The organism is Aestuariispira insulae (assembly GCF_003385955.1).
Lineage (GTDB): Bacteria > Pseudomonadota > Alphaproteobacteria > UBA8366 > Aestuariispiraceae > Aestuariispira > Aestuariispira insulae.
This window is the reverse complement of record NZ_QRDW01000008.1, coordinates 56,403-69,377: the sequence shown is the minus strand read 5'-3', so window position 1 is coordinate 69,377 and position 12,975 is coordinate 56,403. Positions and strand designations below refer to the sequence as shown.

Below are 12,975 nucleotides of genomic sequence, written 5' to 3'. Positions count from 1 at the left end.
GTAATAATGAACTTAATCCAATCTACCTAATGGAAATCAATCCGCTTTTCCAGTCCAAAAATCCGCTATACAGAACAACCGTTCGTTTTTTTGTCCTGAAACAAAAAACCAGCCGCCATAGGCGACTGGTTCCTCCGGATCCCAAATGAGCCGACGGTTAGATATTATCCGCAAATCGCATTTTATGGATACCACATTCGGTCTTGCCGTTACCTGCCCAGCGACCGGACCGCGCATCTTCACCCGGTTTCGGTTTGGAGGTACAGTTGGCGCAGCCGATGGACGGATAACCTTCGTAAAACAGCGGATGGCGCGGCAGGCCGAAATTCATGTAATGCTCATCAATCTGCTCAGCATCCCAATCCGCCAACGGATTGATCTTGATCCGGCCGTCATCAGATTCAAATGTCGGCAGGTTGGCGCGGGTGGAAGACTGATAACGCTTGCGCCCGGAAATCCAAGCATCATAGCCCTGCAAAGCACGATCCAACGGGCGAACCTTGCGGATATCACAGCAGGCATCCGTATCGCGTTCCCAAAGTGTACCGTTCGGGTCCTCCGCCTGAATGTCCGTCTCCAGCGGGTTGAAAGACTGGACATTGGTCAGCCGCAGCCGTTCAATCAGCATGTCCCGGTAATCGAGGGTTTCCTGAAAATGTTTGCCGGTATCCATGAAAATGATCGGCGTGTCGCGATCAACCCGGGAAACCAGATCCAATAAGGCTGCGGCTTCAGCCCCAAAGGATGAAACAACCGCGACCCGTCCGGGGAAGATTTCGAGCAGAACCTTATGCAGCAATTCCTTCACTGACAATCCTGCCAGGGAATCATTCAGCAAGGCCGGATCCATCGGCGCGCTGTGCGCACGGACATCAACTCTTTGTGATAGCGGGGTGGCTTGAGCCTCCGCAGTATGATCGGCTGCATCAATAAGCGCCATGGTTTGATCCTCAACTTTGCCTGATTGCTTGTGTTTAAGGAATATCTGGTGAGAGGTCAATTGTTTTACAATATTTTTTGTATAATATATATTATTAACTTTATTTTTATGTACATTATATCTCCACAAATCCGGCATCCTTTGTTATAGTCTGGTGTGGTCGGTTGTTGGCAAGAATGCGTATTTCCTGAACCAGAAGCGGTATCGGGCTTCAGTCGATCAAAGAAAGCCAGAAGGCAAAAGTAGAATGCAGGTAAATTTAAGCAGTGGACTTGCGATTGCCAGACCACTCGCCACCCCGTCTGCGGTGGCGGGTGATACGTCTGTGCCTGCGACATCGCAGAGCTCTGCCCCTGCAGGCCCGTCCGGCCCATCGCCCGCCATTAACCCTCTGACCGCCACATCCCAACTGGCAACCGACACCCTGTTGGCGGCCCAGGCATTGATCAGTACCCCACCAGAGTCAACGGATCCGGCCGCCGAAGAGGCAGCAGCCACGGACCAGGCCGATGAAGAGCAGACTGATGCTGCTGCCACAGAGGCAGAGGATGAAGAACAGCCAGAGGAAAAGACAAACGCGCAGGGCCTGACCACCGCCGAACAGCAGCAGGTCCAGGAATTGAAACAGCGTGACGCGGAAGTGAAACGCCACGAACAGGCCCATGCCGCGGTCGGAGGACAATATGCCAGCGCGCCCACATATGAATACCAAACCGGCCCCGACGGCCGGCAATATGCCATTGGCGGCGAAGTCAGTATCAATACCTCCCCGTTGAATGATCCGGAAGCAACCATTGCTAAGTTAACGATTGTGCGTCGGGCGGCGCTCGCCCCGGCGGAACCCTCGCCGCAAGACCAACGGGTGGCTGCAGAAGCCAACCAGGGAATTGCCCAGGCCTCAGCTGAATTGAGAACACAGCGACAGGAAGAAGCCCGCGAAGCACGCCGGGAGGAAGAAGAACAGCGCACGGAAAGCCTGGAAGACAGGCCTGATACGACAACGAGATCGGCCGAAGCCGGAGAGTCTTCCGATCCCACTGGCCAGCCTGGGTCCGGCCAATTCGGTGAGGGCGGCATATCCGCCAGGCAGGCCGCCGATGCCTTCAGCCAGGCCGCAGCCCTGACGGAATTCCCCTCCGCCAGGGATATCGACACCGAGAGGATCAGCCGGACAGCGGCGGAAGCCCAGGCCCCCGCCGGATAGTCCGCAGCCCCGTTAGCGCGGCTGCATGCGCAGCGCGCTGTCCAGACGCACCACCTCGCCATTCATGATCGGATTATCGATCATATGCAAAACCAGCTTGGCATATTCGGACGGTTTGCCGAACCGTGACGGGAACGGCAGGGTTGCGGCCAGGCTGTCCTGGACTTCCTGCGGCATGCCCAGCAGCATTGGCGTGCCAAACAGGCCCGGCGCAATCGCATTGACACGGATACCGGTTTTGGCAAATTCGCGGGCCGCCGGGAGGGTCAGGGACACCACCCCGCCTTTGGATGCCGCATAAGCCGCCTGGCCGATCTGGCCTTCATAGGCCGCCACGGAGGCCGTTGAAATGATAATGCCACGCTCGCCATCTTCATTGGCATCACGTGTCTGCATCTGGCTGGCCGCCAGGCGCATGATATTGAAAGTGCCCACCAGATTGACCTGGATGACTTTGTTGAAGGCGTCGAGCTCCATCGGGCCGTCCCGGCCGACGATCCGCCCAGCCGGGGCGACGCCCGCGCAATTCACCGCGACCGCGCAAGCCCCAAGTTTTTCCGAGACTTCCGCCATGGCGGCCTCAGCGCTGGCGGCATCGGCCACATTGCATTGAACCGCAATACCATCGATATCAGATGCAACCTCCTGCGCCTTTTCCAGGCCCATATCAAGGATTGCAACTTTGGCTCCTGCCTGTGCCAACGCACGTGCGGTCCCTTCACCCAGGCCGGATGCACCGCCGGTCACAACCGCCACAGCATTTTTGATATCCATTTAATTTCTCCCCTGTATCCGCGAATTCATGGCACACTATCGGGCGTTGTATGACAGCTTCGCAATCGGGGAAATGAATATCAACGTCAACTTGTCGCATCCCCAACCGATTGGAAATAGTTATTTTCCATTTCGTTAATTGTATTTGCGGAATCGAACGCCATGTTGATCATCCCGCACAATTATCGGATTTTGTTAACAACTTTCTGATTTGTTAGTTCCCGACAGCGTTCCTGCACAGATATCAGCCACAGGCAGACGACCTATGAAAAACATCCTCAAACGCCCTTCAAAACTGTTGGCCCTGGCCGCGCTGGCCGGTCTCGGTTTGCTGACCGCCTGCGATGACAGCGCCAACAGCCAGAGCCCCGGCCCGCAGCCGCCAGCCGTGACGGTGGCAAAGCCTGTCGTTAAAAAAATCATGGAGCGGGATGACTTCACCGGCCGTTTCGAGGCTGTGGATGATGTCAATGTGCGTGCCCGTGTGACCGGCTATCTGGAGAAAATCCATTTCACCGAAGGCAGCCTGGTCCAGGAAGGCGACCTTCTGGTCACCATCGATCAGCGCCCCTATCAAACCCAGTTGAACGAAGCGTTGGCCAATCTGGATGTCGCCCAAACGCAGTTCGATCTTGCTGAACAGGAACTGGAACGCGCCCAGACCCTGATCAAACGCGGAAATATCTCCCAGGCCACCCTGGATGAGCGCAATCAGCAATTTGCCTCTGCCAAAGCCCAGATTGAAGGCGCGAAGGCCGCGGTCAACCGGGCACGGCTGGATCTGGAATTCACCGAAGTCCGCGCCCCCATCAGCGGACGCATCGGCCAGAAAGGCATTTCCATCGGGAATTTGGTCAATGCCAATGAAACAATCCTGGCCAATATTGTTTCCCAATCCCCGATCCATTTCTACTTCGATGTGGATGAGCGATCCTATCTTGCCTATGCCCGCATGGCCCGCAACGGCGGCGGCGCCAACCGCCAGACGGTGACAGTCACCCTGACCGATGAGCGCGAAGGCGATTTGACCGGCTATCTGGATTTCGTCGACAACCGGGTGGATGAGGCCACCGGCACGGTTCGGATCCGGGCGGTCTTTGACAACGCCGACATGATTCTGCAGCCCGGCCTGTTTGGCCGGATCAGCATCCCCGGTTCCCCGCTGTATCAAGGCATCCTGATCCCGGATGAGGCAATCGGGTCCGACCAGGACCGCCGGATTGTCTATCTGGTGGGCAATGACAATGCGGTCAGCCCACAGATTGTCAGGCCCGGCCCGCGCATCGACGGCTACCGGGTGATCCGCGAAGGCCTGACCGGCACGGAAATCATTGTTGTGAACGGCTTGATGCGGGTGCGCCCCGGCGTCACCGTCACCCCGCAGATGACCGAGCTGCCGCCGGTGAAACAATAAGCCGCCCCGGCCGAGGACCAATCTCATGAAATTCGCTCATTTCTTCGTCGAACGCCCGATCTTTGCAACCGTGATCTCCCTGGTGATCATGATTGTCGGCGGGATTTCCTATTTCAATCTGCCGGTGGCGCAATATCCGGAGATTGCCCCGCCATCCATCGTGGTGCGCGCCAGCTATCCCGGCGCCAATGCGGAAACCATCGCCGCCACGGTCGCAACCCCGCTGGAACAGGAAATCAACGGGGTCGAGGATATGCTTTATATGTCCTCCTATTCCACCAGCGACGGCAATATGGCCCTGACCATCACTTTTGCCCTGGGGACCGATTTGGATCAGGCCCAGGTCCTGGTTCAGAACCGGGTCGCCATTGCCGAGCCGCGCCTGCCGGAAGAAGTCCGCAGGCTGGGGGTCACAACGGTCAAAAGCTCGCCGGACCTTATGATGGTGGTTCATATGCTCTCGCCCGACGACAGCTATGACCAGCTTTATGTCTCCAACTATGCCAAGACCCGGGTGCGCGACGTGTTGTTGCGCCTCGACGGAGTGGGCACATTGACCATTTTTGGGGAGCGTGAATATTCGCTGCGTGTCTGGCTCGATCCGGAAAAGCTCGCCTCCTACGGCCTTGCCGCCGGGGATGTCATCAATGCACTGCGCGAGCAGAATGTTCAGGTTTCCGGCGGGGCGCTTGGCACACCGCCCAATCCCGGCAATAACGCCTTCCAGTTTGTGGTCACCACCCAGGGGCGTTTTTCCGATGTAAAACAATTTCGCCAGGTAATCGTCAAATCCAGCGATGACGGCCGTCTGATCCGGGTTCAGGATGTGGCCCGGGTGGAATTGGGGGCCAAGGATTATGTCACCAACTCCTATCTGAACGGCAAGCCCGCCGTGGCGCTGGGCATTTTCCAACGCCCGGGATCCAACGCGCTGAACACCGCCGACGAAATCATGGCAACCATGGAAGACCTGTCCCGGGATTTCCCGGAAGGGCTTGATTACGAGATCGTTTACAACCCGACCGAATTCATCGCCGAATCCATGAACGAGGTTTACAAGACCCTGTTCGAAGCCATGATCCTGGTGATCTTGGTCGTGATCATCTTCCTGCAATCCTGGCGCACCGCGATCATTCCGATCGCCGCCATTCCAGTCTCGCTGATCGGGACATTGGCTTTCATGGCCGCCTTTGATTATTCGCTCAACACCCTGACCCTGTTTGGACTGGTCCTGGCCATCGGTATCGTGGTGGATGATGCTATTGTCGTGGTGGAGAATGTGGAGCGGAACATCGCCCTGGGCATGAGCCCGCGCCAAGCCGCCCACAAAAGCATGGACGAGGTTGGCAGTGCGCTCATAGCCATGGCGTTGGTCTTGTGCGCGGTCTTTGTGCCGACCGCTTTCATACCGGGCATTTCCGGACAGTTTTACAAGCAATTTGCCCTGACCATCGCTATATCCACCCTGATTTCTGCCTTGAACTCGCTGACATTGTCACCGGCATTGGCCGCCCTGCTGCTGCACCGGCCCGGCCAGGATCAGGAACCCACTTTTTTCCTGGCGCGCTGGGGCCGCAGTTTCGCCAACGGCTTCAACCATCTCTTTGACGGGCTGACCAACCGCTATGGCCGATCGATCCGCTTTGTCACCAAACGGACCGCCCTCATGTGGGTGCTTTATGCCGGTCTGGTCGCGTTAACGGTTAATAGCTTCATGACGGTACCGCGCGGCTTCATCCCGACGCAGGACCAGGGATATTCCATCGTGGTGATCCAACTGCCCGATGGCGCATCCCTGGCCCGGACTGACGAGGTGACCAAGCGCGCGACCCAGATCATTTTGGATACGCCGGGTGTGAAAAATGCCGTGGCCTTTGCCGGTTTTTCAGGCGCAACCTTCACCAACGCGTCCAATGCCGCCGCTATCTTCGCCACATTTGAGGATTTCGACAGCCGGATCGAAAACGGCCAGAATGCCAATGCGATCATCGGCCAGATTTATGGCCGCCTGCAATCGATCCAGGAAGCCTTCATCATCGCCGTGCCGCCCCCACCGGTCAGCGGTATCGGGAATGCCGGCGGTTTCAAGATGCAGATCCAGGAACGCAATGGCGACAGCGTGCAACGGGTCCTGGCCGCAGCCTATCAGATGATGGGGCAGGCCAGCCAGACGCCGGGCGTCATGGGCGTCTTCACAACCTTCAGCGCCTCCAGCCCGCAGGTCTATCTGGAGATTGACCGGGTCAAGGCGCGCATGCTGAATGTGCCTATCCCGGCAATTTTCGAAACCCTTCAGATCAATCTGGGCACCGCCTATGTTAACGATTTCAATGCCTTTGGCCGGGTTTACCAGGTCCGTGCCCAGGCCGACCAGGCCTTTCGGGCAGAGCGTGAGGATATTGCCAGCCTGAAAGTGCGGTCCGCCACGGGCGCGCTGGTGCCGCTGGGCACACTGGTGGAAATTCGTGATGTGGCGGGGCCGGATCTGGTCCAGCGCTATAACATGTATACATCAGTGCCGTTGCAGGGCAGCGCCATGCCCGGCATTTCCACCGGGGAGGCGCTCAAGATCATGGAAGACATGGCGGCCCAGACATTGCCACAGGGGCTGGAGATCGAGTGGACAGAGCTTGCCTATCAGGAAAAACAGACCGGCGACACGGCGGTCTTTATCTTCCTGCTGGCAATCGTCTTTGTCTTCCTGCTGTTGGCAGCACAATATGAGAGCTGGGTCCTGCCGCTGGCGATCATCTTGATCGTGCCGATGAGCATGCTTTCCGCCCTGACCGGGGTCTCCCTGCGCGGCATGGATAATAATATCCTGACCCAGATCGGTTTGGTTGTGCTGGTGGCACTGGCGGCGAAAAACGCGATCCTGATCGTGGAATTTGCCAAACAGCTGGAAGATGAAGGCAAGCCCCTGCGGGCCGCCGTCATCGAAGCGGCGCGCCTGCGTCTTCGTCCGATCCTGATGACCGCCTTTGCTTTCGTGCTTGGTGTGGTGCCTCTGATGATCGCCACCGGCCCAGGCGCGGAAATGCGCCAGGCGCTGGGCTCAGCGGTCTTTTTCGGCATGCTGGGGGTCACATTCTTCGGGCTCTTCCTGACCCCGGTCTTCTATCTGACCCTGCGCAGGATGTTCCGGTCCAAGCGAAAACATGCTGCCGGGGAGACCCTGATCGCTCATGACACCTGACGGGAAGTGAGCACCGATATCAGAAAAAGCCCGGACAGTGCATACCCACTGTCCGGGCTTTTTCATAGGCAATGCTGTGTATATCATGGATTCAAATCTTATCGACGTTGCGATAATTTTGGTGCAGCGCAGCGAAAACTTGAGCTTTATGTCGGATTAATGCTATTGCAACCGGCAACCAGGGTTTAGATACCGGTGCTATAAACCGAGGCCCGTGAAGAGACATATGCAGGGAAAAATTCATGACCGAACCGCTTTGGACCCCTTCCTCCACCCGGATCGCAAAAGCCAATGTGACCTCCTTCGCAAGAGCGCTGGAACTGCAATGGGGCGTGAGCCTACCTGATTATGAGGCCCTGCATAAATTCTCTGTCGATGAGATGGAGAAATTCTGGCTGACCTTCTGGGATTTCGCCGATATCAAGGCCGAAACCCGAGGGGAACGGGTGCTGATCGACGGCGACAAAATGCCCGGTGCCCAGTTTTTCCCTGATGCCAAACTGAATTTTGCTGAAAACCTGCTGACCAGGCGCGGCGATAATGAAGCCATCACCTTCTGGGCAGAGGATAAGGTCAAGCGCCGCATGACCTGGCGCCAGCTTTATGACGGCGTCTCGCGCTTGGCCCAGGCTATGCGCGCCATGGGCGTTGAAAAAGGCGACCGGATTGCCGGTTTCGTGCCCAATATGCCGGAAACCGTCATGGCCATGCTGGCCACCACCTCCATCGGCGCCATCTGGACCAGTTGCTCGCCTGATTTCGGCATCCAGGGCGTTCTCGACCGGTTCGGCCAGACCAAACCCAAGATCCTCTTCACCGCCGATGGGTATTATTACAACGGTAAATCCCACGATTCCCTGCATCGGGTCCGTGAGATTGTGTCCGACCTGCCCAGCGTGGAAAAAGTTGTCGTGCTGCCGCTATTGGACGACCATCCGGTCGTGTCCGAGATTTTCGGTGCCGAGACCCTGGCCGATTTCACCGAGGATTTTGAGGCCGGCGACATTGCTTTCGAGCAGGTCGAGTTCAACCACCCGCTCTATATCATGTATTCCAGCGGCACCACGGGCGCGCCGAAATGCATCGTTCATGGCACCGGCGGCACCCTGCTGAACCAGAAAAAGGAGCATATGCTCCATTGCGATGCCAAAACCGACAGCCGGGTATTCTATTTCACCACCTGCGGCTGGATGATGTGGAACTGGCTGGTCGCGGCACTCAGCTGCAAGGCCAGCATCATGCTCTATGATGGCTCCCCCTTCGCGCCCGACGGCAATATCCTGTTTGATTATGCCGCCAAGGAACGTTTCACCGTGTTCGGCACATCGGCCAAATACATCGATGCCTGCAACAAGGCCGAAATCAAGCCCCGCTTCTCCCACGATCTGCATTCCATCCAGGCGATCTTGTCCACCGGATCGCCGCTGGTGGATGAAAGCTTCGATTATATTTATCGCGACGTTAAGGAAGATGTGCAGTTGGCCTCGATTTCCGGCGGCACTGATATTCTCGGCTGTTTTATTGGCGGTATGCCGATCCTGCCGGTTTACCGTGGCGAGCTACAGGCTGCCGGCCTTGGCATGGCGATCAATGTCTTTGACCATGATGGCAAGCCGGTCGCAGGCGAAAAGGGCGAGTTGGTCTGCACCAAACCCTTCCCCTGCATGCCGGTCCAATTCTGGAACGATCCGGATAATGCCCGTTACAAGGCGGCCTATTTCGAAGAGTTCGACAATACCTGGTATCATGGCGATTTCGTTCTCAAGACCGAAAATGGCGGCTATGTCATCTATGGCCGTTCCGACGCCACCTTGAATCCGGGCGGGGTCCGCATTGGCACCGCCGAGATTTACCGTCAGGTAGAAGGTTTTGCCCAGGTCCAGGAAGCCATCGTGATCGGCCAGGAATGGAAGGGTGATGTCCGCGTGGTCCTGTTCGTGCGCCTGTCCGACGGCACCGAATTGGATGATAATCTGGTGGGTGCCATCCGCTCCCATATCCGCCAGCAATGCACACCGCGCCATGTGCCGGCCAAGGTGATCGCCATCACCGACATTCCGCGCACCCGTTCCGGCAAGATCACCGAGCTGGCCGTGCGCGATGTGGTCCATGGCCGGCCAGTTAAAAACAAAGAAGCGCTGGCCAACCCGGAAGCGCTGGATCTGTTCAAAAATATCAAGGAATTGCAGGAAGACTGATTTTCCTGGCCAGATTAAAGAAGGGGGCGGCATTTATCCGCCCCCTTCTTGTCGTCTTTTCCCTGAATGAAAATTCAGGCCTGAGCCGGATCCAGACCCAGGGCTTCGGCAATTTCTGAAAGCGCCTTTTCTTCCATGTCCTGGACCTTGAAATTGGAAATGAGCGCAATGCGCGCGCTACCAAGCACAAGCTTACGATAGGCCTCACTGGCATGAACGACAGAGACCGCCTTAAGCGCCTCTTCCCGGCCGGTTTCTCCCTCCTGCAACAACCTTTGGGTCCATTCCCGAAAGGCCGTTTCCACCTGTTCCCAGGGAATAGCTTTCAAAGCCTCCGTTTCTTTTGCCAGCGCCAGAAACCGGGAGGTTTCCACCTGTTCAAGCACCTGATCGGAACAGGCCACCAACCCAAAGGCAGCCGACATCGCGTTCAGCAAGGAACGATCAGCACCGGCAAAAGCCCGTTCGATCTCGACAGAAAAAGCGGAATTTGTAGTCATTCTTTCCCCCGTTAAATTGGCTTTGTTACTCATTATTTATGGTTTTCAGCTGCTGATACAATCTTTGGCATCACCGTTTTCCAACAGGGTCAATCCCCGGCCAGGGCTTCGGCCAGCTTGCGCACGGACGCCTCGATCTGATGTTCCGGCACCGCGGCAAATCCCAGCAGCAACCCCTGCCGCCCCGGTCCGGTGCTGGAATATTCGCTCATGGCGGAAACGGTGATGCCGCGTGCCCGTGCCCGGCTGGACGCCTCCACATCACTCATACGCGCGCTTAAAGCCGGCTTGAAGAAGGCAGGCAGATGCATTCCTGTTTCGGTCGCTTTCAGATCCAGATCACCCGCCAGATATTTCTGGCCCGCCGCCAGCAGGGCTTCCTGCCTGGCACCATAGAGCTTTTTCATCCGCCGCAGATGGGCGGCAAAATACCCCTCTTCAATAAACTGCGCCAAAGCGGGCTGACCCGTCGTGGACGGATGGTCATCCAGGGCAGCACGCGCCTGGCGGAAGGGATCGATCAGATCTTCCGGGACAATCAGATAACCCAGCCTAAGCGAGGGGAACATCACCTTGGAAAAGCTGCCGACATAAACCACACGACCATCCCGGTCCAGCCCCTGCAGAGCCGCCAAGGGCCTGCCGGAATAGCGAAACTCGCTGTCATAGTCATCCTCGATCACCCAACTGTCGCAGCGCGACGCCCAATCGAGCAGTTTGAGCCGGCGCGAGAGGCTCATAGTAACGCCCAGCGGATATTCATGGCTGGGCGCGACACAGGCCAGCCGGGCATCCGCCGCCATACGCTCGCCCGCCTCCACGTCAAACCCCTCATCATCCACCGGCACAGGGATCAGCTCAGCACCTGCGGCCAACAACACACCGCGCACGCCGGGATAACCCGGCTCCTCCACCAACACCGGATCACCGTCATCCAGCAGCACATGAGCCGCCAGACCGATCGCCTGCTGCGCACCCGAAACGATGATCACCTGATCCGCATGACAGCGCACCGCCCGTGAGGTTCTGACATAGCCCGCGATCGCTTCGCGTAACGGGCGATAACCCGCCGGTTCCGTATTGGCCAGGATATCCATCGGCGGATTGCGCCAGGCCCGGGACATGAGCCGGGCCCAGATATCAAAAGGAAATTCCTTCAAATCCGGCATACCGGCGGTAAATGCCGGATGCCGGTTGCCTTTGCGCAGATGGCGCAGTGATGCCAGACGCTCGCCGCGTTTGGATAGGCCCCTGGTTCTCGGATTGGCCCCGGCGCCCGGATCATTGGCCGCAGGCCAGGAAGATTCCGGTAGTTCGGTCGTGACATAGGATCCGGCCCCGACCCGGCCTTCCAGATAGCCTTCCGCCAGCAATTGATCAAAGGCGGACGCCACCGTATTGCGCGACACGCCCAGATCCTGGGCCAGGGTCCGGGTTGATGGCAGACGTTCGCCTGCCGTCAGCCGCCCGGTTAGGATCATGTCGCGCAGCTGGTCATAAAGCTGGCGATGCATTGGCTTTTCACTGTCCCGATCCAGGGCCACCGGCAGCAATGCTGCTTTATCCGTCCTGCGCACCATATTATGCCCCCGCAAATCTCTTTCAAAAAATGGCACCATCAATATTCCAACAATGGTTCTTTTATGCAAGCCAATTTAACCGGCATATGACCATCATCAGAACCACAAGCATTCCAGGCAAAGAAAATGAGTGAATATAATCCCAGTCAAATCTCCCGTGTGAAGCGCGTGCACAGGCGTGCCGCCTATGATTTTAAAACCGTGCACGGCATTCTGGATGCCGCCCATTTCTGTCATGTGGGTTATGTGATCGATGATCAGCCCTATGTAACCCCGACCCTGCATTGGCGCGACGGCAACCGCCTCTATTGGCATGGCTCCAGCGCCAGCCGGATGCTGCGCCAGGTCAAAACCGGCGTGCCGGTCTGTGTGACCGCATCCCTGTTTGACGGCTATGTGCTGGCGCGCTCCGCCTTTCACCATAGCGCCAATTACCGGGCAGTGATGGCCTTTGGCAAAGCGAAGTTGATTGAGGACCCGGCCAAGGCAGAGGCAGCCTTGAAGCTGATGATGGATAATCTCTGGCCCGGCCGCTGGGAGGAATTGCGCCCGGTCCGCGCCCAGGAAATCAAGGCCACCACCGTGGTCACCATGGAGATCGAAGAAGCTTCCGCCAAGATCCGCACCGGCGGTCCTGTCGATGATGAGGATGATTACGCCCTGCCCATCTGGGCCGGGGTTGAACCTGCCCGCCAGATCATTGATCCGCTGGTCGCGGATCCACGTCTTACCGACGGCATTCCCATTCCGGATTATCTGGAATAATACCCTACGTCGGTTAACTTGGGCGGAGGTTAGCCCTCCGCTCCTTTTTGCACATAAACTTTTCTTTATATGCTTTATTGCACCCTGGTCCAAATGATGTAATGCTGAATTTGGCTCTGGTTCTGCGCACCGGTGAAAACCGGGCGGAGCGAAGAGGGAAGCCGGTGAAAGTCCGGCGCTGCCCCCGCAACTGTAAGCGGTAAGCCACCGTTCCACCCAGTCACTGGCCTGATCGCCGGGAAGACGGAACGGCAGCCATGACCCGCAAGCCAGGAGACCTGCCATCAGCCAATTCGTCAACGGGCGGGGTGTCCCGGCGGCTTGGGGTTTTTGCGGTCGTTTCAACCAAACACGCCCCCAATCTGTCAGTACCCGGCCCGGCCAACCATGCACGGGGATACGCA

The 12,975-nt window shown here is 57.5% G+C and carries 9 protein-coding genes and 1 riboswitch; of the genes, 5 read left to right on the top strand and 4 right to left on the bottom strand.

Annotated elements, in window-relative coordinates; genetic code table 11:
* Positions 1-157: 157 nt before the first annotated feature.
* Positions 158-940, bottom strand: a complete 783-nt coding sequence (locus DFP90_RS16765; RefSeq protein WP_115937673.1) for a phosphoadenylyl-sulfate reductase — start codon at positions 938-940, stop codon at positions 158-160.
* Between the two features lie 247 nt (positions 941-1,187).
* On the opposite strand from DFP90_RS16765, the gene DFP90_RS16760 reads away from it, so the two are divergent.
* Positions 1,188-2,144, top strand: a complete 957-nt coding sequence (locus DFP90_RS16760; RefSeq protein ID WP_115937672.1) for a putative metalloprotease CJM1_0395 family protein — start codon at positions 1,188-1,190, stop codon at positions 2,142-2,144.
* Between the two features lie 12 nt (positions 2,145-2,156).
* Here the strand turns inward: DFP90_RS16760 and DFP90_RS16755 are convergent, their stop codons facing one another.
* Positions 2,157-2,918, bottom strand: coding sequence for an SDR family NAD(P)-dependent oxidoreductase (locus DFP90_RS16755; RefSeq protein ID WP_115937671.1), 762 nt, complete (start codon positions 2,916-2,918; stop codon positions 2,157-2,159).
* A gap of 265 nt (positions 2,919-3,183) precedes the next feature.
* On the opposite strand from DFP90_RS16755, the gene DFP90_RS16750 reads away from it, so the two are divergent.
* From DFP90_RS16750 to DFP90_RS16740, 3 genes are all read left to right on the top strand, one after another.
* Positions 3,184-4,332 (top strand): efflux RND transporter periplasmic adaptor subunit, encoded by a 1,149-nt coding sequence (locus DFP90_RS16750; RefSeq protein WP_115937670.1) that lies wholly within the window; start codon positions 3,184-3,186, stop codon positions 4,330-4,332.
* Positions 4,333-4,357: 25 nt separating this feature from the next.
* Positions 4,358-7,528: an efflux RND transporter permease subunit gene (locus DFP90_RS16745; protein ID WP_115937669.1), complete on the top strand. Its 3,171-nt coding sequence runs from the start codon at positions 4,358-4,360 to the stop codon at positions 7,526-7,528.
* A 242-nt stretch (positions 7,529-7,770) separates the two neighbouring features.
* The gene (locus tag DFP90_RS16740; protein ID WP_115937668.1) at positions 7,771-9,726 is read left to right on the top strand and encodes an acetoacetate--CoA ligase; all 1,956 of its coding nucleotides are present in this window, start codon (positions 7,771-7,773) and stop codon (positions 9,724-9,726) included.
* A gap of 74 nt (positions 9,727-9,800) precedes the next feature.
* Here the strand turns inward: DFP90_RS16740 and DFP90_RS16735 are convergent, their stop codons facing one another.
* Positions 9,801-10,226: a TerB family tellurite resistance protein gene (locus DFP90_RS16735; protein ID WP_181905417.1), complete on the bottom strand. Its 426-nt coding sequence runs from the start codon at positions 10,224-10,226 to the stop codon at positions 9,801-9,803.
* An 89-nt stretch (positions 10,227-10,315) separates the two neighbouring features.
* The gene (gene pdxR / locus DFP90_RS16730) at positions 10,316-11,806 is read right to left on the bottom strand and encodes a MocR-like pyridoxine biosynthesis transcription factor PdxR (protein ID WP_115937787.1); all 1,491 of its coding nucleotides are present in this window, start codon (positions 11,804-11,806) and stop codon (positions 10,316-10,318) included.
* Positions 11,807-11,932: 126 nt separating this feature from the next.
* Between pdxR and DFP90_RS16725 the strand changes: the two genes are divergently transcribed.
* A complete protein-coding gene (locus tag DFP90_RS16725) occupies positions 11,933-12,571 on the top strand; it encodes a pyridoxamine 5'-phosphate oxidase family protein (RefSeq protein ID WP_115937666.1) in 639 nt (212 codons plus the stop codon).
* Between the two features lie 100 nt (positions 12,572-12,671).
* Positions 12,672-12,872: riboswitch (cobalamin riboswitch) on the top strand.
* Positions 12,873-12,975: the final 103 nt, after the last annotated feature.

Bases quoted from the DNA above. Each gene is read 5' to 3' on its own strand.
- pdxR (WP_115937787.1), bottom strand. From the start codon at position 11,806: ATGGTGCGCAGGACGGATAAAGCAGCATTGCTGCCGGTGGCCCTGGAT.
- DFP90_RS16760 (WP_115937672.1), top strand. From the start codon at position 1,188: ATGCAGGTAAATTTAAGCAGTGGACTTGCGATTGCCAGACCACTCGCC.
- DFP90_RS16745 (WP_115937669.1), top strand. From the start codon at position 4,358: ATGAAATTCGCTCATTTCTTCGTCGAACGCCCGATCTTTGCAACCGTG.
- DFP90_RS16750 (WP_115937670.1), top strand. From the start codon at position 3,184: ATGAAAAACATCCTCAAACGCCCTTCAAAACTGTTGGCCCTGGCCGCG.
- DFP90_RS16755 (WP_115937671.1), bottom strand. From the start codon at position 2,918: ATGGATATCAAAAATGCTGTGGCGGTTGTGACCGGCGGTGCATCCGGC.
- DFP90_RS16740 (WP_115937668.1), top strand. From the start codon at position 7,771: ATGACCGAACCGCTTTGGACCCCTTCCTCCACCCGGATCGCAAAAGCC.
- DFP90_RS16735 (WP_181905417.1), bottom strand. From the start codon at position 10,226: ATGACTACAAATTCCGCTTTTTCTGTCGAGATCGAACGGGCTTTTGCC.
- DFP90_RS16725 (WP_115937666.1), top strand. From the start codon at position 11,933: ATGAGTGAATATAATCCCAGTCAAATCTCCCGTGTGAAGCGCGTGCAC.
- DFP90_RS16765 (WP_115937673.1), bottom strand. From the start codon at position 940: ATGGCGCTTATTGATGCAGCCGATCATACTGCGGAGGCTCAAGCCACC.